This is a genomic window from Mesorhizobium sp. WSM4816 (genome assembly GCF_055811535.1).
The window spans coordinates 1-23,077 of record NZ_JBVVQR010000046.1 but is presented as its reverse complement, the minus strand read 5'-3'; the positions used below and the strand labels follow the sequence as shown (position 1 = coordinate 23,077).

General features: G+C 61.6%; 17 protein-coding genes. 7 read left to right on the top strand and 10 right to left on the bottom strand.

All coding sequences use genetic code 11. From position 1 onward, the window contains the following. Position 1: 1 nt before the first annotated feature. The 3 genes from AC0L3H_RS29525 to AC0L3H_RS29515 all read right to left on the bottom strand — a co-directional run bounded on the left by AC0L3H_RS29525 (position 2) and on the right by AC0L3H_RS29515 (position 4,226). Positions 2–2,812, bottom strand: a complete 2,811-nt coding sequence (locus AC0L3H_RS29525; protein ID WP_473587826.1) for a S8 family serine peptidase — start codon at positions 2,810–2,812, stop codon at positions 2–4. 182 nt (positions 2,813–2,994) lie between these two features. Beyond that, positions 2,995–3,678: an N-acetylmuramoyl-L-alanine amidase gene (locus AC0L3H_RS29520; protein WP_473587825.1), complete on the bottom strand. Its 684-nt coding sequence runs from the start codon at positions 3,676–3,678 to the stop codon at positions 2,995–2,997. Positions 3,679–3,752: 74 nt separating this feature from the next. Continuing rightward, positions 3,753–4,226, bottom strand: a complete 474-nt coding sequence (locus tag AC0L3H_RS29515; RefSeq protein ID WP_473587824.1) for a hypothetical protein — start codon at positions 4,224–4,226, stop codon at positions 3,753–3,755. Between the two features lie 1,851 nt (positions 4,227–6,077). Here AC0L3H_RS29515 and AC0L3H_RS29510 point away from each other — a divergent pair. Beyond that, entirely contained in the window at positions 6,078–6,614 is a 537-nt protein-coding gene (locus AC0L3H_RS29510) for a helix-turn-helix transcriptional regulator (protein ID WP_473587823.1), read from the top strand. Here AC0L3H_RS29510 and AC0L3H_RS29505 read toward each other — a convergent pair. From AC0L3H_RS29505 to AC0L3H_RS29485, 5 genes are all read right to left on the bottom strand, one after another. Then, positions 6,595–7,848 (bottom strand): tyrosine-type recombinase/integrase, encoded by a 1,254-nt coding sequence (locus AC0L3H_RS29505; RefSeq protein WP_473587822.1) that lies wholly within the window; start codon positions 7,846–7,848, stop codon positions 6,595–6,597. The two genes, AC0L3H_RS29510 and AC0L3H_RS29505, sit on opposite strands and share 20 nt — an antisense overlap. A gap of 315 nt (positions 7,849–8,163) precedes the next feature. Beyond that, positions 8,164–9,756, bottom strand: coding sequence for a glutamine-hydrolyzing GMP synthase (gene guaA, locus AC0L3H_RS29500; RefSeq protein ID WP_023800374.1), 1,593 nt, complete (start codon positions 9,754–9,756; stop codon positions 8,164–8,166). 56 nt (positions 9,757–9,812) lie between these two features. Beyond that, the gene (locus AC0L3H_RS29495) at positions 9,813–10,475 is read right to left on the bottom strand and encodes a 5'-methylthioadenosine/S-adenosylhomocysteine nucleosidase (RefSeq protein ID WP_473587821.1); all 663 of its coding nucleotides are present in this window, start codon (positions 10,473–10,475) and stop codon (positions 9,813–9,815) included. 4 nt (positions 10,476–10,479) lie between these two features. After that, the gene (locus AC0L3H_RS29490) at positions 10,480–10,938 is read right to left on the bottom strand and encodes a PaaI family thioesterase (RefSeq protein ID WP_473587820.1); all 459 of its coding nucleotides are present in this window, start codon (positions 10,936–10,938) and stop codon (positions 10,480–10,482) included. 96 nt (positions 10,939–11,034) lie between these two features. Further along, positions 11,035–12,324 (bottom strand): RsmB/NOP family class I SAM-dependent RNA methyltransferase, encoded by a 1,290-nt coding sequence (locus tag AC0L3H_RS29485; RefSeq protein ID WP_473587819.1) that lies wholly within the window; start codon positions 12,322–12,324, stop codon positions 11,035–11,037. 316 nt (positions 12,325–12,640) lie between these two features. On the opposite strand from AC0L3H_RS29485, the gene AC0L3H_RS29480 reads away from it, so the two are divergent. Continuing rightward, a complete protein-coding gene (locus AC0L3H_RS29480) occupies positions 12,641–13,318 on the top strand; it encodes an aquaporin (RefSeq protein WP_473587818.1) in 678 nt (225 codons plus the stop codon). Positions 13,319–13,386: 68 nt separating this feature from the next. On the opposite strand, the gene katG is transcribed toward AC0L3H_RS29480, so the two are convergent. Then, the gene (katG, locus tag AC0L3H_RS29475) at positions 13,387–15,588 is read right to left on the bottom strand and encodes a catalase/peroxidase HPI (RefSeq protein WP_473587817.1); all 2,202 of its coding nucleotides are present in this window, start codon (positions 15,586–15,588) and stop codon (positions 13,387–13,389) included. Between the two features lie 160 nt (positions 15,589–15,748). Here katG and AC0L3H_RS29470 point away from each other — a divergent pair, with 160 nt between their 5' ends. The 5 genes from AC0L3H_RS29470 to AC0L3H_RS29450 all read left to right on the top strand — a co-directional run bounded on the left by AC0L3H_RS29470 (position 15,749) and on the right by AC0L3H_RS29450 (position 21,086). Beyond that, entirely contained in the window at positions 15,749–16,657 is a 909-nt protein-coding gene (locus tag AC0L3H_RS29470; RefSeq protein WP_473493428.1) for a hydrogen peroxide-inducible genes activator, read from the top strand. 248 nt (positions 16,658–16,905) lie between these two features. Continuing rightward, positions 16,906–18,036, top strand: a complete 1,131-nt coding sequence (locus tag AC0L3H_RS29465) for a TRAP transporter substrate-binding protein (RefSeq protein ID WP_473493429.1) — start codon at positions 16,906–16,908, stop codon at positions 18,034–18,036. Between the two features lie 70 nt (positions 18,037–18,106). Continuing rightward, complete coding sequence (locus AC0L3H_RS29460; RefSeq protein ID WP_027152428.1) at positions 18,107–18,754, top strand: TRAP transporter small permease subunit; 648 nt, start codon at positions 18,107–18,109, stop codon at positions 18,752–18,754. Beyond that, positions 18,751–20,172 carry a TRAP transporter large permease gene (locus AC0L3H_RS29455; RefSeq protein ID WP_473587816.1) on the top strand — a complete coding sequence of 474 codons (1,422 nt, stop codon included), beginning with the start codon at positions 18,751–18,753 and terminating at the stop codon, positions 20,170–20,172. The genes AC0L3H_RS29460 and AC0L3H_RS29455 overlap by 4 nt, the downstream gene beginning before the upstream one ends. Before the next feature lie 389 nt (positions 20,173–20,561). Beyond that, a complete protein-coding gene (locus tag AC0L3H_RS29450) occupies positions 20,562–21,086 on the top strand; it encodes a hypothetical protein (protein ID WP_473587815.1) in 525 nt (174 codons plus the stop codon). Between the two features lie 60 nt (positions 21,087–21,146). On the opposite strand, the gene AC0L3H_RS29445 is transcribed toward AC0L3H_RS29450, so the two are convergent. Continuing rightward, complete coding sequence (locus tag AC0L3H_RS29445) at positions 21,147–22,919, bottom strand: AMP-binding protein (protein ID WP_473587814.1); 1,773 nt, start codon at positions 22,917–22,919, stop codon at positions 21,147–21,149. Positions 22,920–23,077: the final 158 nt, after the last annotated feature.

Below are 23,077 nucleotides of genomic sequence, written 5' to 3'. Positions count from 1 at the left end.
TTCAAATAAAGCCTCCGAAGGCTGAAAGATCGACCAGACCTTTTTCGGACTGGACCGCCGTGCGTATCGCGAAGAGGCTGTGCGCCAGATTTTGCCGAAGTGGCTGGCCGCCGAAATGCAAACCACCTGCCGCAAACGGCGCGCCGAGACTGACAACCGGCGAGCCGGAGGCGCCTCCAAGAGTGGTCGCATCATGGCTCAGCGCCCATCGACGGGCGTCGCCGGCAATCTCTCCAGGCCCGAGGGCTACTTCACCCGGGCTGAGATATTTGTGGCTGTAGTCGTTCTGGAACAACTCCCAGAGCCTGTCCCAGATGGCTGTTGAGACCTCCCCTGTTGCCGGGTCGGTTGCACCCTCAAGTGACGGCTTCGCTGGATAACCTATAACGACAAGGGTCTTCTTCCCGTCAGGTTCCGACACCAGCGCTCCGGAAGGCAAGGCGACCGGCAATGCCTTGCCTTCGTCGTTGCTTGTCTCGACTTCGAGAATTGCCACGTCCAGTTTGGACACGTCGGCATAGGGACCGATCGGTGTCGGCCCCGCGGCGACAATGCTTTTCACCTTGAAGCGCCGTGTGGGATCCTTTCCCTTCTCGTCAAAACAGATCGACACCGGAAGGTTGAGCAGGAATTTTGGCTTGCGACCCCTAGTCGGCATGGGCTCCGAAAATACTTCGATGACGTGCCGGTTGGTCATGAGGAGACCTTTTCCGATCACCGACCCTGTGCCGACATGATGGAATTCGCCATCGACTTCGACATCAATCCTGCCAACGGCATCCACCAGTGGTTTCAGCGCCTTTCGCGCCGGTCCAAGATCGCCTGCCCAGGCTTCGATCTGCGGATCGGCCGGATCGATCATCCCATCGGTAATCCGAAGTGCAGGCCTGCCGGTAAGCTTTACCAAAGCCTCCAGCGCAACTCTTGCCGAGCCGTGGAAGTCCGCGCTGGTGCGGGCACCCCTGGCGAGGCCCGTTGCCACTTCCTCCGCGCAGGACAGCACCTCACGCCTGAGCTCGGAAACAGCCGGGCTTCTGTCCCTGGCAGGATCGTATTTCTTCAGCCTGGCTTCGAAACCATCAAGAATTTCCTTGCGGCCGGATCCCTTGAGATAGGAGCGGACTGCAGCTTCGCTGAGGCCTCCGCCACGCTCTGCGCTGCCCGACTTGTGTCCGGCGAGAAAACGCAGCGCATCCTCCGGACCGATGTAGGGGGTCAGTGGAGAGACGACGACAGAAGGCGCAGCGGCGAAGTGCCGTTTGGCGCCTGACTTGCGCAGGGCGGCCGCGAGCGCGCTGCTGGGAGCCGGACCGATTGCGCTCTCAAGGGCACCAAGGCGCCCCGGAAGGGCGCGTTGGGCACGGGCGGCCTCCAGATAGCCAGCCTCCGCAACAAACCGGCCCGGATCGGCGACGGACTGAAGAACGCTGTTGCCGGGATTTGCGCTTTCGACTTCCACTGGAGCCGGAATATCGGAGAGAGCCAGAGCCAGCAGATTCTCGGCATTGACAATGCCCGCACCCATTGACCGTGAATTCCAGCCGGAGGGCTTGCGTGCCGTCTTGCGCACCGCAGACCGGAAAAGCTCCTGAACAGGGATGCCGCGTTTTTCGGCCTCCTTGCGGACAAGTGCTGGCGTGAAGTGCGCCAGCCAGAGCGCTGCGCAACCTGCGGTGATTGCGACCGCGAACGAGGTACCTTGGCCAGGCTCGACGAGCGACTTGTCCATATCGGTGGTCTTGTCGCGCCGGGCGATGTAGACATTTTCACCTGGTGCGGAAATATCGACCTTCCGCCCCCGCGACGACCCCTTCCACGGCTTGTCGTGCTCGTCGGTCCCCGCCACCGCAATCACGTTCCTGTCCCACGCGGGATATACAACAAACGGGACGCAGTTGCCCGCTGCGGCAAGCACGATCATGTCAGCCTTTACCGCGCGTTCGATCGCCCGCTTGAGATCAGCGCCCTCGATCGGACCGCCAAGGCTCATGGTGATGATGTCGCATTTCGCAAGCCTGGCGTGATCGATAGCGGCCGCAACAGCGGACCCTCCCCCGATAACGACCGCGTTTATGCAGCGGACGGGTACAAGAGTTGCGTCGGGAGCTGATCCTGCAATCTTAAGTGAGGTGCGGCTGACGACGGCGCTCGACGTTGCAGTGCCGTGCCCGGGGTTTGACATCGAAGAGGCAAGCGGATCGATCGGCTTGCCGCCGCCTGCAAGGATGTCTGTACCCTTGTTGAGATCTAGAGCGTTGTCGAGCTCACGATGATCTGCCACGCCGGTGTCTGGCTGGCCGATCAGGATCCCCTGTCCCCGGGTTCCAAATTTGGCCCAAGACTTGTCGGCTCTGACGGCGCTGACTGCCCATGCAGGCTTCACTGGCAGTGTTGCGTCGGATTTGCAGAGAGCCCAGACAATGCCACCAACAGATTCCGGCGCAGCACGGTCAAGTTCATCTCCGGCTAACCAGCCCGGATGGACGTCAGGCACGCAGGATTTCAGTTTCAGGTCGTCGGTCAGGCGCTGCGCCACCTCAAAGAGAAAACCGGCGGACTGCAGACGGGGCACACCCGGAAACTGAAGTATGTAGATGAGCGGGTCTTCGCCAGGCGGCAGGTTGAAAAACTCAAAGCCTGTCCCGTTGATCAAACGGGCGATGCGGGTTCTCTCGGTTTTCGGGTTCGGGGGCCTGGCGTATTCAAACGTGAACCGTAAAATTCCGGGGGTCAGGAGACTTTCATTGGCCGACCGCGCAGCCGAGGCAGCCGCAGTTAGGAACTCTAGATATTTGTTCTCGTCAGCTTTCAATGTGGCCTCCTCTGCCGGTGGCCGGACATGCGACAACGCACGCGTCCCACCTCGTCCTTTGCCGTATCCAAATCGCCCTGCCAGTTCCCCGGGGAGGGACGGAGCCGCATTGGAGGTCAAGACTCCGTCCCGGACGAGGTACCGTGCGCGCCGGCCTCGCCAGTTGGACAAGTCTGATCACGTTACAAACCTGCACAGCAGTCAGTGACCTGGCTCGGCGGAAGCTTTGCCATTGGGATCGCTCTTGCAACGAACCTCGAGGAGACTTCGGTTGCGGCCGCCGACAGCACCTGTGCCTTGAAGCCCGCCCAGTCAAAGTGGCGCCCCGGGTCGCTTCTGCGCTCCGGATCGAGTGCGGCGTGCGACACTACAGTCTCGATGTTGGGGTACTTGGCCCAGCAGTACCGGACGATCTTTGCGGTGACGGCTACCTGCCAGTCGGAGAACTGGTCGCCAGCTCCGTTCTGGGCATTCACAACCTCGATGCCCAGGCTCCAGTGATTGACCCTGGTCGCACCACCGTTCACCTGCGGATGACTCTTGTCGTTCCGGACGTGCCAGGCAGCGCGTGCTTCGGGCGCGCACGCCCATGCGATCTGCCCGTGCTCCGGCTCATTCTCATCAGGCACCAGCCAGTGAAAGCTGGCATGTCCGTCCCGCATGACAGACATGGCGCCGGCAGAGCTGACGCCTGCAGTTGCGTGAATCACGACTGCCTTGATGCCGAGGATAGCGTCGAAGATTCTCGAGGATGTGCAGCTCGGCCAGAATTCCTGAACGCCTGGATACCACTCCTCGGGAATCGAATGCGGATTGGGTCTTCCGCGCGAAGGAAAGTCAAAAATGTATGTCCGGGGATCAGCCATTGAAGCCTCCTGCTCAATCACGGTGCCGGATTTCCACACACCGCGTGAACCCAGCGTGAAACTCAGGAGGCTTGCTAGCTGCAGGACTTCGCGAGTTCGCCGGCTATCTTGGCCTGTAGAGCCCCTGCTATTTCATCCTTGAACACGTCGATGACGTCTCCGAACGTGCCACCGGTTTCGGTAATCCGGAATTCCAGTCGGCTGATCTTGCATGTTGCGAGATTCATCTCGACATCAAGTTCGAACGTCGCGGAAGCATCTCCTTGCACGAAAGCGTTGTCGGAAGTCCTGCAGGTCAGACTTGCGATCGCTTTCGCGGACGCGACATCCCCATTCACGACTATCTCAGCATTCCCGATGCTGGTTCCCCCGAACTTGTCCACGCCCACCGAACCCAGCGGTGTTTTTACCTTGAGAGATTGACATGGCTGAGCGGACTCGACAGCATTTTCGAGAACATTCGCGGAAAAAGCCGGCCGGGATTGAAGGATCAGTGCGGAGATTGAACCGAGAAAAACCGTCAGACTCAACTTGGAGAAGTTTCCCATGATCCCCTCAGCTTGCTTACAGCCGCAAAAACACTGACATTTTGATCGTAGAGAAAGATTTTCTCCGCCGCCAGACAGCTTTTTGAGGCCGGGAGAAACTAGATGTGGGAATCACGAATTTTCGATGCTACCTGCAAGGGAGCGGTGATGGCGGCAGAACGGGCCGACGTCGGGCTACTTGTGCGTCGCTCTCCAGTTGGTCCGGCGTTGCCTTGACCCGCAGCTCCAGACCCATGATGGAGCGCGCCAGACGGGCTGACGAACTTATCCTCGAATGCCACCTTCTGCCCGATGATGACGCGATGGCTATGCCTGACGTGGCTATCACCGGCGCTGTGCCAGGACTGGGTCAGAACGTCAGTCCGCACCGCGCCTTTCGCGACGGCCTGGCGAAATGCCTGTACCTTGCTCTCGTTGAGCGCCGAATCTCGGGCGGCGCGGGCGCCAGGGTCGAGACGCTCCGACTATTACAATCAAGCGTAACCTGCTTTCCATCTAACCGGAGCGATTCCCGATAGTGCTTGCGGAAGCGACAGACGTTACCGGTTACACGAAACTAATATGTAAAAGATCGATAGGATTTGTTTTCAGGAGCCCTGCAAGCGCTTGTGCTGACGAGAACGCAGTTGCGCGACATGCTGACGGAAGCTGCGAGACAAGGATCTGCCCTCGCCGTGGCAGAACACCGTGCAGACCTTCACCGGACACCAGAAGATGCAACTTTACAAAAGCTCCGCAGCTACCTGGCCGACCCCGGCTCCCTTGCCAATCCGAGTGAGCACTGGGCGCATAGCGGGCTCATCCGCCGGATTCAGACATCGGCACCCGGCAAGCCAAGATCCACGGCATGGTTCATGAAGTTCCAGAATGGGACCGGCCTGAACAAATGTTATAACCGCCAGAGCCCCGCCTACGGCCGACGAATGGACATTCGCCGACATCAGGCTGGCATGGGACGCGTACTACAAAGCGTCGGCATCTTGGCCAGCCGCGTTTGCGACCGCCGTTACGAAGAGACGGACCACAATTGCGCCTAGGACCGCAATCCAGAGCGGACAGCCTATGAGTAGATCCAAACGCATGCGAGCAATGTCACCTGAACCAGCGTCTTCATGTCTGTCAAACCGGCTCTATTTCTTCTTTTTCACCCTTTGCGTAAGAGCGGATCCCGCGACCGATTTGACTGCCTTTGAGGAGCTCTTAGAACGAAGCAACTTGGATGCCGTAGAAGCAATTTTCTTGCTCGTCGTCTCATTAGGTTTCTTTGCCATTGGTTTTCCCCGCGCGGTTGAGTTGGCGTAATACGCATTGTGATGCGTCTGCAATCAACTGCCGGAGAGCACTGTCCCCAACTTTTATTTTCTAACACTCGCTCCGGTCCGCAAACAACTAAGCGGAGCAGGAACTATGCTCGCCATCATTGTCTTTCCCCTTTGTCGGTCGGCATCGGCTGTTCTGTCGTTCTCCGCAATCAGCCACGCCTGGCACTCAGGATTCAAAATATGCGCGCACACCTTCGATGAAGGATGTTGACGATGCAACGTTTCTCATCCCAGCATTTGACAAGGTATCCGTTGCGACCGCCGAGCCTGCTGCCGTTGAACCAATTACCAAGTCTCGCTGTCCATGTCGGCATCTCTCATTATCGGTGAGATCGGCGACGGCATAACTGCGAAGCCGGCGGCGCTTCGCGTTCTCGCGGCTGTGAGCGTGATCTCGCGGCGCTTCCCCTCCGCTGCGACCTATCCGCGCCGGCCGATCAACGCGTCAATTGGCACAAGGTCATTGTAAGCGTAACTTGAGATATTCGGGCCTCGACAAGCCGGCACCGAGGATCGCCTGTCGGATCTTATGCAGCGCCTGCTCGATGGATCCTATTGGTGGTGCGGTCTTGACATAATCCGCAGTGAATGCCCTTGGGTCTTCACGTCAGTAGGCGAGGATACGTGGTCGCAATTGAGGGCTGTACGAAACGTCGAAAAGTTGCGCGATTGTTGGCCAGCACGGCAACCCATCCCGGTCACGCAAATGGTCAAACGGCAGCAGTCTTCCGAGGTCGATAAATTCAAGGGCATCGAAATTGGGCAGCCGGACCCACTCCCGGTTCTGCCACACATCGGGTCGTGTCGAGTAGTGCGAACTGTTCGCCGGTCACAGCTGCGAGAAATCGTCCCCTTATCGGACACGACCATTTATGAGATGGAACAGCGTGGCGAGTTCCCACGACGCTTCAATCTGACCCCCCGCTGTGTTGTTTGGGATCTGGCGGAGGTCGAAGCCTGGGTTCAGGCAAGGCGAAACGCATCGTCTGCCGGCGCGATCGAAATTGCCCCAGGTCCAGACGTGCGGTCGCGGAAGACGAGACCTGTCAAATCGGATCGAGGATGATCGCCGCCACGGCAGCCGGCTGGAGTACGGGCGTGTGCTTCTTGTCCGCCGCCCATGCCTCAACCATGTCCGCCCATTCCTGCAGCATATGACGACGCTGCGGCTCATATTCAGCCTTGTTATAAACACCGCGCGAGGTACGGCTGTCTTCGTGGGCAAGGCATTTTTCGATCCAGTCGCGATTGAATCCGATCTCGTTTAGGAGTGTCGAGCCGGTCCGCCGTAGGTCGTGCACTGTAAAGGGCGCTAGCGGCAATTCTTGTTTTTTTGCGCGGTCGACAATGGCCATGGTGACCCGATTGAAGGTGGCGCGCGACATGGGTTCGTCGGCGTCATAGCGAGATGGCAGCACGTATCGCGAGTTCGCTGCGCAAATCTTGAGCGCAATCAGGATATCGAGGGATTGGCGGGACAGGTAGACATTATGCGGCTTTTTCCGTTTCATTCGCTCTTTGGGAATGCTCCAAACAGCGTTCTCAAAATCGACCTCGTCCCACGTCGCGTCCAGCAGCTCACCCTTCCGCACCATCGTGAGCAGTATCAGCTTTAGGCCGAGCCGTATCGTCGGCAACGTTGGCACATTTTCCAACTCATTCAGCATGATTCGGATTTCTGCGGGGGACAATGCTCGGTCTTTTGCCTCGAACGTGGCAATCGAAGCCGGCCCTACCTCGTCCGCTGGATTGGCAATCTTCTCGCCGTGCAGAATGGCATGGCCATAGATCTGCTTAACAATATCCCGGACATGAATGGCTGTTGCCGGCGCGCCACGGTCGCGCACCTTTGCGCAGAGCGCCCTCAAATCGTCAGCTGTTACTTCTGTGAGGAGCCTTTTGTTCCAGATCGGCAAGATGTCTCGATCGAAGACGGCCTTGCGCATTGAGCGCGTGCTATCCGCCATCTTGGCCTCCTTAAACCAAGCCAGGCCGGCATCGCCGAAGGTGGCCATTGCAGACAGGCGCCGCTTTTCACGCTGCTTTTCATGCGCCGGCGATCGTCCGGCTGCCACCATTTTTCGGGCGGCAATGCAGCGGTCACGCGCCTCTGCTAGCGAGATGCCACCCTCACCATAGCGGCCCAGCGTGACTGTCTCTCGCCTTCCATTCATTCGGTAGTCGTATCGGAACGAGATCTGCCCGGCCGTGGACACCGTGGCGTACATACCGTCACGATCAGCGACCTTGTATATTTTGTCTTTTGGTTTCAGCTTCTTAAGTGCAATGTCGGTCAGCATGGCGAGGGCAACCCGAGCGCGTGGCCGCATATCCAGCGCCAGATTTTACCGTCATCAATTTTACCGTCAAGGCATGATAATTTCGTTTGAAATTCAATAACTTACCTAAGAATTACCCAACGCGCTAGGAAGTAAGGTGGTGACGGTATTAGCTTCGAGCGAGAATGATGGGGAAAGGATGCCGTCAGGTCTACCGCCAAATGATTCCGCTTGCGGGCGATAGTTAGCGATAGGAAACGAGGGGAAAATGATTACAAGTCAGCTAGTTACGTATATGGCGTCGATAGCCATCGAATGCTGGCGAACGACCGAGCTTTATTCCCACTCGATTGTTCCGGGCGGCTTGCTCGTCACGTCGTAGACGACGCGGTTGATGCCGCGCACCTCGTTGATGATGCGGGTGGCGGCGGCGCCGAGGAACGCCATGTCGTAGTGGTAGAAATCCGCCGTCATGCCGTCGACCGAGGTAACGGCGCGCAGCGCGCAGACGAATTCATAGGTGCGGCCGTCGCCCATGACGCCGACGGTCTGCACCGGCAGCAGCACGGCGAAGGCCTGCCAGATGGCGTCATAGAGGCCGGCCTTGCGGATCTCGTCGAGATAGATGGCATCGGCCTCGCGCAGGATCTCCAGCTTTTCGCGGGTGATGCCGCCCGGGCAGCGGATGGCAAGACCGGGTCCGGGAAACGGGTGCCGGCCGACGAAGCTGTCGGGCAGGCCGAGCTCCTTGCCGAGCACCCTGACCTCGTCCTTGAACAGTTCGCGCAGCGGCTCGACCAGTTGCATGTTCATGCGCTCGGGCAGGCCGCCGACATTGTGGTGCGACTTGATCGTCACCGACGGGCCGCCGGTGAAGGAGACGCTTTCGATGACGTCGGGATAGAGCGTGCCCTGCGCCAGGAAATCGGCGCCGCCGAGTTTCTCGGCCTCTTCCTCGAACACCTCGATGAACAGCCGGCCAATGGTCTTGCGCTTCTTTTCCGGATCCGACTCGCCCTCGAGCGCGCCGATAAAGCGGTCCGAGGCGTCGACCAGGATGAGCGGCAGATTGTAGTGCTGGCGAAACATCTCGACCACGCCTGATGCCTCGTCCTTGCGCATCAGCCCGTGGTCGACAAGGATGCAGGTGAGCTGGTCGCCGACCGCCTCGTGGATCAGCAGTGCTGCGACCGAGGAATCGACGCCGCCCGAAAGCGCGCAGATGACCTTGCCCTTGCCGACCTGCTTGCGGATCGTCTCGACCGCGTGCTCGCGGTAGGCGCGCATCGTCCAGTCGCCTTCGATGCCGGCGATCTTGTGGACGAAGTTTTGCAGCAGCCGGGCGCCGTCCGGCGTGTGCACCACTTCGGGGTGGAACATGATGCCGTACATCTTGCGCTCGACATTGCCGAAGATGGCGAAGGGCGAGCCTTCCGATTTGCCGAACACCTCGAATCCCTTGGGCAGCGAGATGACGCGGTCGCCATGGCTCATCCACACCTGATGGCGCTGACCGGGCGCCCACAGGCCCTCGAACAGCGGGCTGTCCTTCTGGATCTCGACGAAGGCACGGCCGAATTCGCGATGGTCGGAGCTTTCGGCGACGCCGCCCATCTGCACGCACATGGCCATCTGGCCATAGCAGATGCCGAGCACCGGCACGCCGGCGTCGAAGACAATCTGCGGCGCGCGCGGGCTGCCGATGTCGCCGGTCGAGGCCGGGCCGCCGGAGAGGATCACCGCCTTCGGATTGATGCGCCTGAACGCCGCTTCGGCCGACTGGAACGGCACGATCTCGGAAAAGACGCCGGCCTCGCGGATGCGCCTGGCGATGAGCTGCGTGAACTGGCTGCCGAAATCGACAATTAGGACGGTGTCTGGCAGGACGGTGTCGGGCAGGACGGTGTCGGGACGATTGGCTATCTTCATGGCGAGCGTTTAGAGAAAGAAACGAGTCGGCGCAATGGGTTGCGAAGGCGTCTCTGTCACTCCGTTTCCGCGTCACGGGATGGTCCAAATTGCAGCGCGCCGGAGCCGATCGCCTGTTCCAGCCGCATCACCGCATCCGCCAGCTTCTCGTCGATGACATGGAGATACTCCTTCCAGTCCCCGACATGCCTGAGATCGGCAGCCCCGTCGGAAATGCCGCGCAGGCCGACGAGCGGCACGCCGAACAATTGGCAGGCACGCAGGAAGGCGAAGGTCTCCATATCGACCATGTCCTCGCCAATCGCATCATAGGCGCTGCCGGAGATGATTGCCGCGCCCGTCGACAGCGTCGCCTCGCTTATGCCTGGAATCCTGAACGGCAGCGGCACCGTCACCGGCAGGTCGAGAAACGGCGTCGCGCCCTTCTCGAAGCCCAATGGCGAAGCGTCGATGTCGCGGTAGGCGACCGAAACGGCCTGGTAGATTTCCGTCTGTTCCAATGTCCGGCTGCCGGCCGAGCCGAGCGAAACGACGAGGTCCGGCAGCGCCTTTTCAGATTTGAGCCATGACAGTTCCGCGCCCAGCCTGACACCCGCTTCGACCGGCCCCACCCCTGTCATGACAGGGGTGAACAGCCGCTGCAGATGCGGCCCGTATTCGGCCTGCGCCGCCATCACGAAGAGGACGTCCCTGCCGGCAATTCTGACGGCCTTGCGCATCGGATCAGCCTTCGATGCCATCGCGACCGACCACCGTCATCATCGTTCCGGTCATGGTGGCGATCAGCTTGGCCTCGCCGTCGACGGCGAAGGCATAGGCCTGGCCATCGGCGACGATGATGGTGCGGCCGGGCTTGGTCACCGAGCCGCGGAACAGAAAACGCTCGCCCCGGCCCGGCGCCAGCAGATTGACCTTGAACTCGATGGTCAGCACACTGGAGCTTTCCGGCATCAGCGAGAACGCCGCATAGCCGCAGGCCGAGTCCAGCGCCGTCGAAATGACGCCGGCATGGAGGAAGCCATGCTGCTGGGTCAGCGCTGCCGAATAGGGCATCTCGATCTCGATGATGCCCGGCGTCACCAGCGTCAGCTCGGCGCCGATGGTCGTCCTGGCGTTCTGGCGCGCGAAGGACGTCCTGACGCGATCCTCATAGTTGGGGGCGGGTACGATTTCTGCTGCCATGGCTTGTCACGCTCCTGTCAGAAAAGCTTATTGCAGAGGCATGAGCGGCAGGCAATCGCTATTGCTGCACTGCAGCAATCAGGCCCGTGGCAAGGTTCAGCCACCCCTGCGCAGCGCACAGACATAAAACCCATCGGTACCGCTCAGCGCCGGCGACAGCGAAATGCCGCCTGCTGCGCCGATACGCGCGGCCGTCTCGTGGCCCGGAAAGCGGCTGTCCCAGTGCTGGCGGTGATCGACCGGGACAAAGCCGCTGTTACGATCCCTGAAGGCAGCGACCTGCTCGCCATTCTCCTCGTCGAACACCGAGCAGGTGATGTAGACCAGCAGCCCGCCCGGTTTGACGAAGGTTTTGGCGACATCGAGGATCGCCGATTGCTCGCCCTTGCGCGCATCGAGCTGCTTCTGCGTCAGCCGCCATTTGGCATCGGGCCGGCGCCGCCAGGTGCCGCTGCCGGTGCACGGCGCGTCGACCACGACGATGTCCATGTGGCCCGCGAGGGGGGTGAGTTCCGTCGGCTTGGTGACGATTTGCACGTTGCGGTTTTCCGAGCGGCGGATGCGGTCGAAGATCGGCGCCAGCCGCGCTTTTTCGGAATCATGGGCAAACACCTGGCCGCGATTGTCCATCGCCGCCGACAGGGCCAGCGTCTTGCCGCCGGCTCCGGCGCAAAAGTCGAGAACCTGCATCCCGGCCTCGGCGCCAGCCAGCGTGGCGGCGATCTGCGAGCCTTCGTCCTGAACCTCGAACCAGCCTTTCTGGAAGGCCGGTTCGGCCTGCACGTTCGGGTGCCTGCCGTCGCCCGCGATCGGCGGGATGCGGATGCCGTGCGGCGCAATTCGTGCAGCCCTAGCGCCGGTCTCGGCCAGTTCGGCGAGCACCTTGCCGCGGTCGGCCCGCAGCGTGTTGACCCTGAGGTCCAGCGGTGGGCGGGTCGCCAGCGCCGCACCTTCGTCGACCCAGCTGGCGCCGAAGGCCTGCTCAAAAAGCGGTTCGCACCAATCCGGAATATCAGCCCGTACCGCCGACGCCGCAGCGTCGAGCCGGCGATCGGTGACGGCCCTCAGTTCACCGTCGTTCAACAGCGGCGGCGCAAACTTGTCGCCGTCGAGCGCTTCGTTCAGCGACTGCGCCGTCTGGTTCCATTCAAGCAGCAGCGCGCCAAAACCGATGGCGCGTGGCGTATCTTCGCCCATCAAAAAGCCGGCTGAGCGCTTCCGGCGCAGCGCGTCGTAGACGATGTTGCCGATCGCGGCGCGATCGCCGCCGCCGGCAAAGCGGTGCGACAGGCCCCAATCCTTCAGCGCATCGGCCACCGGCCGGTGCCGCCGGCCGATATCTTCCAGCACTTCGATGGCCGCTGCCAGCCGTCCGCCCAGTCGCATATTGTTATTCCGTTACTCAGCAAATTAATTCCGGGGCCTGCTCTATCGCATCGGCCCGAAAATCGGAATCGATTTTCGGTAGCACGATGCGAAGATTCAGAGTCTTGAGACGCGTACTTTGTCCGTCCAAGTGGACGCACGTCGCTCTAAAGCTCGCGACAAGCGGCGGAGCGCCAGATCGAACGCCTTGTCGGCATCCGAGACTTCAACCGGCGCATTGCTTGTACTTTCAAACTTTTGAAGTTGCGGTAGTCTTCCGCTGCGTGATTCGCGAAGAACTGCAAGCGGATCGGCGGGAAATTACGAGGAGAGGGCAATGAAGACTTATCTGGCGGAAGTTCTAGGCACATTTCTACTGGTGTTCATCGGCACGGCTTCGGTGGTGACGGGCGGCTTCGGCGGCGCGCTGCCACTCGGCCAGGAAGGCATCGGTCTTGCATTCGGCATCGGCCTGATTGCGGCGGCCTATGCCATAGGCCCGATCTCGGGCGCGCATCTCAACCCGGCGGTGACGCTCGGCGTGTTCCTTGCCGGCCGAATGCAGGCCAAGGACGTCATCCCCTATTGGATCGCACAGATCATCGGCGCCATCATTGCGTCGCTGGCGCTGTGGATCATCGTCTCCGGACAGGTCGGCGGCCATAGCGGCGGCTTCGGCGCCAATGGCTGGGACACGACAAAATGGGGCGTCAGCTCGGCGCTCCTGTGGGAGCTGATCGGAACCTTCACCTTCGTCACGGTGATCCTCGGCGTCACCAGCGGCAGCCACGCGACGGCCTTTGCCGGCCTTGTCATCGGCCTGACGCTGGCGGGACTGCATTTCGCCATCATTCCGGTGACCGGAACATCGCTCAACCCGGCCCGCTCGATCGGCCCCGCGCTGTTTTCGGGCAGTGCCGCGATCGGCCAGCTCTGGCTGTTCATCGTCGCGCCGCTGATCGGCGGCGCCATCGCCGGCGTGGTCGCCAAGACCCGTATCTTCGAGAAGGACTGACAGGCTTTGGTCTGACAAAAGGCGCGGGACCCGGCCCGCGCCTTTTTGTTAGAGAATCACTTGCCGCCTCAGGATCGGGCAAGATCGAAGCGGTCGGCGTTCATCACCTTGGTCCAGGCAGCGACGAAATCCCTAACGAACTTCTGCCCGGCGTCCGCCGACCCGTAGACCTCGGCAAGCGCACGCAACTGCGCGTGCGAGCCGAAGATCAGATCTGCGCGGGTGCCGGTCCACTTGACCGCCTTGGTCTTGCGGTCGCGCGCTTCGTAGACTTCATCGGAGCCGGCGGCCGGATCCCAGACCGTGTCCATGCTGAGCAGGTTGACGAAGAAATCGTTGGTCAACGTGCCCGGCCTGTCGGTGAACACCCCGTGCTTCGACTTGCCGGTGTTGGCGCCGAGCACCCGCAACCCGCCGACGAGCACCGTCATCTCCGGCGCCGTCAAGGTCAGCAGCTGCGCCCGATCGACCAGCATCGCTTCGACCGACATCGGCTGCTTGCCCCGGACATAATTGCGGAAGCCATCGACTTTTGGCTCGAGCGCGGCGAAGGACTGGACATCCGTCTGTTCCTGCGAGGCGTCCATGCGGCCTGGCGTGAAAGGCACCTCCACGTCATGGCCGCCGTCCTTCGCTGCCTTCTCGACCGCGGCGACGCCGCCGAGAACGATCAGGTCGGCAAGCGAGACCTTCTTGTCGCCTGTCTGCCCGGCGTTGAACTCGCTCTGGACGCCTTCGAGCTGCGCAAGCACCTTCGACAGTTCGGTCGGCTGATTGACGTCCCAGTCCTTCTGCGGCGCCAGGCGGATGCGTGCGCCGTTGGCGCCGCCGCGCTTGTCGGAGCCGCGGAAAGTCGAGGCCGAGGCCCAGGCGGTCGAGACCAGTTCGGAAACAGACAGGCCAGAGGCCAGGATCTTCGCCTTCAGCGAGGCGCTGTCCTGCTCGCTGATCAGTTCGTGATCGATGGCCGGGACAGGGTCCTGCCAGATCAGCTCTTCGTTCGGCACGAGCGGGCCGAGATAGCGGACAACCGGACCCATGTCGCGATGGGTCAGCTTGAACCAGGCGCGAGCGAAGGCATCGGCGAAGTGATCCGGATTCTCATGGAAACGCCGCGAGATCTTCTCATAGGCCGGGTCGACCCGCAGGGCGAGGTCGGTGGTCAGCATCGCCGGCGCGCGGCGCTTCGACGGATTGTGCGCGTCCGGCACGGAGCCTGCACCGGCGCCGCCCTTCGGCGTCCACTGATGGGCGCCGGCCGGGCTCTTGGTCAGTTCCCATTCGTAGTTGAACAGATTATCGAAGAAGTTGTTGCTCCACTTGGTCGGCGTCGTGGTCCAGGTCACCTCGAGGCCCGAGGTGATGGCGTCGCCGGCAATGCCGGTGGCATGCTTGCTCGACCAGCCGAGGCCCTGCGCCTCGATGCCGGCGCCTTCCGGCTCCGCCCCCACCAGCGATGCATCGCCGGCGCCGTGGGTCTTGCCGAAGGTGTGACCGCCGGCGATGAGCGCCACGGTTTCCTCGTCGTTCATGGCCATGCGTGCGAAGGTTTCACGGATGTCGCGTGCAGAGGCCAACGGGTCGGGCTTGCCATTCGGCCCTTCCGGGTTGACGTAGATCAGCCCCATCTGCACGGCGCCGAGATGGTCCCGAAGTTCGCGGTCGCCGGAATAGCGCTCGTCGCCGAGCCACTTGGTTTCCGACCCCCAATCCACGTCCTGCTCGGGCTCCCAGACATCGGCGCGTCCGCCAGCGAAGCCGAACGTCTTGAAGCCCATCGATTCCAGCGCGACGTTGCCGGTGAGGATCAACAGGTCGGCCCAGGAGATCTTCCTGCCGTATTTCTGCTTGATCGGCCACAGCAGCCGGCGTGCCTTGTCGAGATTGGCGTTGTCCGGCCAGCTGTTGAGCGGCGCGAAACGCTGCTGGCCGGCGCCGGCGCCGCCACGGCCATCGCCGATGCGATAGGTGCCAGCGCTGTGCCAGGCCATGCGGATGAAGAGCGGGCCGTAATGGCCGAAATCGGCCGGCCACCAATCCTGCGAATCGGTCATCACCTGGTGCAGGTCCTTGATAACCGCATCGAGATCGAGGCTCTTGAACTCCTTGGCGTAGTCGAAGTCCTCGCCCATCGGGTCCGAGACGCTCGACTGCTGGTGGAGAACGGCAAGGTCAAGCTGGTTTGGCCACCAGTCACGGTTGGTCCTGCCGGCCGACCCATGCGCGACCGGGCATTTGCCGGCGCTGGTGTCATCGGTCTTTGCGTCCATCGTTCTCTCCGACTTGTTGATTTCCGGGATTTGTTGATTTCCGGGATTGTTGATTTTCCGGACGGGCCCTGAGCCACGCCATTCTGGAATGGTTCCAGACTAGGCCGCCTTGCCGATAAAAACAAATTGCCTTTCCTGTTTGTTGCGATAGGTTTTGCTTATGATAGGTCTCACCGTCCGGCAGATGCAATATTTCGAGGCGCTAGCACAGACGCTGCATTTCGGCCGTGCCGCGAAGCTCGCCGGCGTCAGCCAGCCGGCGCTGTCGTCGCAGATTGCAGAAATGGAGTTGCGGCTGAATTGCCGGCTGTTCGAGCGCGGCGGCAAATCGGTGCGGATGACCGACGAGGCACTGGCCATGCTGCCACGTATCGATCGCATTCTTGCCGACATCCGCGAGATCGAGACCACGGCCCGGCGCGGCCGCCCCGCCATGGAAGGGCGCTTCCGGCTCGGCATCATCCCGACGGTGGCGCCCTATCTGCTGCCGCATGTGCTGCCGGAACTAAAACGGCATTTCCCGGCCTTGCAGCTCGAATTGCGTGAAGCGATGACCGCCTCGCTGGTCGAGGACACCGCCCTGGGAAAGCTCGACGCCTTCATTGCGGCCCTTCCCCTCGATCAGCCCGGACTGATCACCGAGCCGCTTTTCTCCGACCGGTTCTTCCTTGCCGTGCCGGCCGGCGATTCAGCCTTCGCCTCGCCGCCGGTGCCGCCGGAAAGCCCGGCATTGGAAAGGCTGATGCTGCTGGAGGAAGGCCACTGCCTGCGTGAACAGGCGCTTGCCGTCTGCGGCAGCGTGCGGCCGGTGGCAATGGCGAGCTATGGCGCGACCAGCCTGACGACGCTGCTGCAGATGGTGGCGCACGGGCTCGGCGTCACGCTTATCCCGGAGATGGCGGCAGGGCCGGCCAGCGCCATGCGCGATTTGAAGATCCTTCCGTTCCAGGAGCCGATGCCGCAGCGCACGATCTGCCTCGCCTGGCGGCGCAACAAGGTCCGGCATGACGAATGCGTCGAACTCGCCAAGATCATCCGCGGGCTGGACGAGGCGGTACTGGCTGCGTGAGGGTGGGGACGTTGGCCAGAGGGTCCGACCGCCTTGGCATGCCGCGCAGCAGTCCTACATTCGTTATGGAGGCCAGAACAAGGATAGGCGCCGACTACAAAAAATCGTCGAATGCGGAAACATATTGGCGCTTGTGCCAGACCGAGCGCCCGATGCCCCGATGTCACCGGCAGCGAAACTGGTTGCGCAAGGGGCGAGTTCGCATATTCTGGTTGTGGCAGAAGCGTTTACAACAATGGGAGGAGTAAATGTCCGACAAGAAAATCTCGCGTCGCGGGTTCCTGGAAAAGTCGACCGCCATCACCGCCGGTGCGGCTGCAGCGACGACGCTCTCGGCCCCGGCCGTGCTGGCGCAGGCGCCGGTCACCATCAAGATGCAGACCTCCTGGCCTGCTTCGGACATCTGGATGGATTTCGCGCGGCAGTACATCGAGCGCGTCGAAAAGATGTCGGGCGGCCGGCTGAAGTTCGAGCTCCTGCCCGCGGGTGCGGTCGTCGGCGCGTTCCAGGTGCTGGATGGCGTCAATGACGGCGTCATTGACGCCGCGCATACCGTCCCCGTCTACTGGTACGGCAAGCACAAGGCCGCGTCGCTTTTCGGAACTGGACCTGTGTTTGGCGGCAGCGCCACCACCATGCTCGCGTGGTTCCACCAGGGCGGCGGCAAGGATCTCTACCGCGAGCTGACGCAGGAGATCATGGGCCTTAACGTGGTCGGCTTCTATGGCTTCCCGATGCCGGCGCAGCCGTTCGGCTGGTTCAAGAATCCTGTCACGGCCACGGCTGAACTGCAGGGATTCAAGTATCGGACGGTCGGTCTTGCCGCCGATCTCATGCAGAACCTTGGGCTCAGCGTGGCACAGCTGCCCGGCGGTGAAATCGTGCCGGCCATGGAACGTGGGGTCATCGACGCCTTCGAATTCAACAATCCGTCGTCCGACCTTCGCTTCGGTTCGCAGGACGTCGCCAAGCACTACATCCTGTCGTCCTACCATCAGGCGAGCGAGTCGTTCGAATTCCTGTTCAACAAGGACGTATTCGACGACCTCGACGACGATTTGAAGGCCATTCTCGAATACGGCGTCGAGGCGGCCAGCACCGCGAACACCGCGCTCGCCCTCGACAGCTATTCGGCCGACCTGCAGAAGCTGCAGACCGAGCACGGTGTCACCGTGCACCGCACCTCGAAGGAGATTCTCGACGCGCAGCTCGAGGCCTGGGACAAGATCATCCCGACGCTGGAGGCGGACGAGTTCATGAAGCGGGTGCTCGATAGCCAGCGCCAATGGGTCGAACGCGTCGTCTACTACGAGCTTATGAATTCAGCCGATTTGACGCTGGCCTACGAACATCACTTCCCCGGCAAGCTGAAGCTCTAATTCGCGCCTCCGCTTCGGCAATCCGGCGGTCTTATGGACCGCCGGATTGCACCTGACGGGAACCCTGCACATGCTCCGTTACATTGCATTCGCCGATGAACTTTCGGCATGGTTTGGCAAGGTATTCGCCTGGAGCGTCGTCGTCATGACGCTCGGCGTGAGCTATGAAGTTGTCGTGCGATACCTGTTCAGCGCGCCGACCGCATGGGCATTCGACCTCAGCTACATGCTCTACGGCACGATGTTCATGATGGCCGGCGCCTACACCTTGTCGCGGGACGGGCACGTGCGCGGCGATTTCATCTACCGTCTGTGGAGGCCGCGCGTGCAAGCGGCGGTCGAACTTGTCCTCTACATCATCTTCTTCTTCCCAGGCGTCACGGCGCTGATTCTGGCCGGCTGGAAGTATGCCGCGCGCAGCTTCCGCTATCTCGAGGTAAGCTCGAACAGTCCGGCCGGGATTCCGATCTTCCAGTTCAAGGCAGTCATCGTGGCGGCAGGCATCCTGCTCTTCGTGCAGGGGATTGCCCAGGTGTTCCGCTGCGTCGTCTGCCTGCGAACCGGAACATGGCCGCGCGCGGCGGAAGACGTGGAAGAGACCGAGAAGGTGCTGATGGAAGCCAAGACGCTCGATGTTCTGCATCACGGTTCGGAAGCAGTCGACCTCCCATTCCTCCACCCCGACAATAAACCCGACCGCGACGGAGAAGACAGATGAGCGATCCCCAGGTCGCCGTCGCGATGCTGCTCATTCTGCTTCTGGCGATCTTCCTTGGCTTCCCGGTTGCGTTCACTTTGATGGCGCTCGGGGTCGCCTTCGGCTACTACGCTTATTTAAATCCGGGACGGATGTGGCGCGCCTACGAACGCGCGGTTGAGGATGGCGCCGACGGCTGGACGCTTGCGGAGCATTGGATCGGCGGCTTCTTCAACAACCGAATTTTCGATCTGTTCGTGAATCAGACCTATTCCGTGATTTCGAACGACGTGCTGACTGCCATCCCGCTGTTCCTGTTCATGGGCTATATCGTCGAGCGGGCCAATATCATCGAGCGCCTTTTCGGCACCCTCTATATCGCCACCAGGCACGTTCCTGGCTCCATGGCGGTCGCCGCCCTCATCACCTGCACCCTTTTCGCAACGGCCACAGGCATCGTCGGCGCGGTCGTGACACTGATGGGCCTGCTGGCGTTTCCCGCCATGCTGAAGGCGCGTTACGACGTCAGCTATGCCTCGGGAGTGATCTGCGCGGGCGGAACCCTAGGCATCCTCATTCCGCCGTCGATTCTGCTCATCGTCTATGGCGCGACGGCGGGTGTGTCGGTGGTCCGCATGTATGCGGCAGCCCTGCTTCCGGGACTGCTGCTTGCCGGCCTTTATCTGATCTATGTGGTGACGATGGCGGTGCTGCAGCCGCAGCTGGCGCCGAAGCCGACCCGAGACGAGGTTGGGCACTATTCGGTCCTGCAAATCAGCTGGATGCTGCTGACCTCCTTCGTCCCTCTGGCGGCCCTGATCCTCGCGGTGCTCGGCGCTATCCTGTTCGGCCTTGCCACGCCCTCGGAGGCTGCCGCCATCGGCGCGCTCGGCGGCGTCGTGCTGGCCGCCGCCTACCGGGCCCTGACGTGGCAACGCCTGAAGGAGTCCGTCTATTTGACGGCGCGCACGACCGCGATGGTGTGCTGGCTGTTCGTCGGCTCCGCGACCTTCGCCTCGGTCTTTGCCTATCTGGGAGGCCAGCAACTGATCAGCGATTTCGTCACCGGCCTCGACATGTCGCCGCTGATGTTTCTGATCGTCGCCCAGATCATCATCTTCATCCTGGGCTGGCCGCTGGAATGGACGGAGATTATCGTGATCTTCGTTCCGATCTTCCTGCCGCTATTGGCGCATTTCGAGATCGATCCGCTGTTTTTCGGCGTGCTCGTCGCAGTCAACCTTCAGACGGCCTTTTTGTCGCCGCCCATGGCGATGTCGGCCTACTACCTCAAGGGCATTTCGCCGCCGCATGTTCAGCTTTCGGATATTTTCCGCGGAATGATGCCCTATATGCTGATCGTCATCCTGTGCATGGTCATCATCTACGTCTTCCCGCAGATCGTGTACGGGCTGCCCAACATGATCTACGGGGGCTAAGGACGGGCGAATGGAGGACAACAGATGAATTTGAGCCGCTTCCTGGCCGTCCTGGCGTTTGTAGTCTTTCTGGCGTTTTTCGGCGTCGTAATCCGGTTCGTCCCGCATCCCGATCTAGGCGTTGCGGTCGGCATCGGCGTCCTCCTTGCGGGCTACGATCTATGGAGCCAGTTGAGGTCTCGCGCGAGGTAACAGCCGGGCTTTGGGCGGTCGCAGGTAAGCTGCAAGGCTGCAGCGTCGATGCGGGCAATGAGCCGAACCGTCCGCTCGGCCTGAGAAACATCAATTCAATCAAATCCTCGTGAATTGTACCGGACGCCCGGAACCGCAGACGCGTTCCCGGCATTGATTTTGTGGAGGAATCTGCGTCCAGAACAGGGAGCAGTGTTATGGCTTACCGTGATTATATCCATACGCCGGTGACGCCACGCGACATCCGATGGGGACTCCAGCAGGGGGCCGTCGCGGGCATTGTCGCAGGCATCGTCTTTGCGGCGTTCGAAATGGCGGCGAGTGCGTTCATGATGGGCGCGGAAGCGTTCTTCATGCCCCTACGCATGATCGGCGCTATCGCGCTTGGATCGGAAGCCCTCGATCCCGGCTACCCGCTCTTGACGGCCAGCATCGCCGGCGTTGTCGTGCATTTGATCCTGGCTATCGTTTATGGGATCGTGTTCGGGGAGATTGCCGCAATGCTGCGAGGGCGAGCCGCCTTCATCGGTCTCGGGAGCGTCTTTGGCCTCTCCTTGTGGCTCGTCAATTTCTATGTGATCGCGCCGATCGCATTCCCCTGGTTCCTGCAAGCAAGCCCGGTCGTGCAGTTCATTGCCCACACATTCTTCTTCGGTACCGTCCTCGGCTGGTACCTGTGGAAGGCGCACGAGAGAAGCGGGCTCGAAGGACCGGCGGTTTAGCATTGCCAGCACCGAGCTGGCACAGTCGGATTGAAGCGGAAAGAGTGCTCACACCCCGCTTCAAGCCGTCTTCGGCGTCACCAGGCCGAGTTCGTCAACCATCGCCTCGCGCATGAGAAACTTCTGCGGCTTGCCGGTCACGGTCATCGGCAATTCAGTGCGGAAGCGGATGTGGCGCGGGATCTTGTAATGGGCGATCTGGCCGGCGCAGAAGGCCTTGATCTCCTGGTCGGTGGCGGTCTGGCCCGGCTTGAGCACGATCCAGGCACAAAGCTCCTCACCAAATTTCGGATCGGGGATGCCGAACACCTGCACTTCCCTGACCTTGGGGTGGCGGTAGAGAAATTCCTCGACCTCGCGCGGATAGACGTTCTCGCCGCCGCGGATGACCATATCCTTGACCCGGCCGACGATGTTGCAATAACCCTCGGCGTCGATGGTGGCGAGGTCGCCGGTGTGCATCCAGCCGTCGGGATCGATCGCCTCGCGGGTTTTTTCCTCGTCGTCCCAATAGCCCTTCATCACCGAATAGCCGCGCGTGCAGAGTTCGCCCGGCGCGCCGACCGCAACGGTCGCGCCATCGGCATCGATCGCCTTGACCTCAACATGCGGGTGGACGCGGCCGACGGTCGAGACGCGCTTTTCCAGCGGGTCGTCGACGCTGCTCTGGAACGACACCGGGCTGGTCTCGGTCATGCCATAGGCGATTGTCACCTCCGCCATGTGCATCAGTGACACCACCTTCTTCATCACCTCGATCGGGCACGGCGAGCCGGCCATGATGCCGGTGCGCAGGCTGGTGAGATCGAAGGTGTCGAAATCCGGATGGTCGAGCAGGCCGACGAACATGGTCGGCACGCCATAGAGGCCGGTGCAGTGCTCGCCCGCCACCGCTCTCAGCGTGGCGCCGGCATCAAACCCCTCGCCCGGGAAAACCATCGTCGCGCCCTTGGTGACGCAGCCGATCGTGCCCATCGACATGCCGAAGCAGTGATAGAGCGGCACCGGGATGCACAGCCGGTCGTCGACGGTGAGCCTGATCGCCGAGGTGACGAAATTGCCGTTGTTGACGATGTTGTTGTGGGTCAGCGTCGCGCCCTTGGGCGCGCCTGTCGTGCCTGAGGTGAACTGGATGTTGATGGCATCGCCGGGCTTCAGCCCCTCGGAGATCCGGTCGAGGCTATCATGCTCGTCGCGCCCGCCCATCGCCAGCACGTCGGTGAAATTGAGCATGCCGGGCGAATGCTCCTCGCCCATGCGGATGACGATTTTTAGCGCCGGCAATTTTTTCGCATCGAGCTCGCCCGGTGTCGCCGTCGCGATCTCCGGCGCCAGCGTCTCGATCATGCCGAGATAGTCGGAGCTCTTGAATTTGACGGCCGTGACCAGCGCTCGGCAAGCGACCTTGTTCAGCGCATAGTCGAGTTCGGCCAGCCGATAAGCCGGGTTGATGTTGACCAGGATCAGGCCGATGCGGGCGGTGGCGAATTGCGTCACCAGCCACTCCCAGCGGTTCGGCGACCAGATGCCGACGCGGTCGCCTTTTGCCAGGCCGAGAGCCAGGAAGCCTGCGGCCAGCGCGTCCACCGTGTCTGAAAGTTCGCTCCAGGTGAAGCGCTTGTCCTGGTCGACGAAGACGGCGGCATCGAGCGTGCCGTATTTGCTGACGGTGTCCGAAAGCAGCGCCGGGATCGTTTGCTGCAGTAGCGGCACGGTGCGCTCGCCCGATACATGCGCCCTGCCGTCGACCGGCGCGACAAACGTGGCCCCATTGCCCGGGCGGCGGCCGCGCAGGCTGGTGGCATTCTTCAACTCGTCGAGATTGATCGGCATTGCCGTCTCCTCCGCAGGCGACCCGAGTCTATCAGCCTGCCGGGGTGGTGGAAATCCCGTTGATGGTTTTGGAGCGCAATCCCCTCCCCCTTGAGGGGAGGGTGGACAGCCGCCGAAGGCGGATGGACGGGTGGGGTCGTTGCGGCAGTGCTCGACGC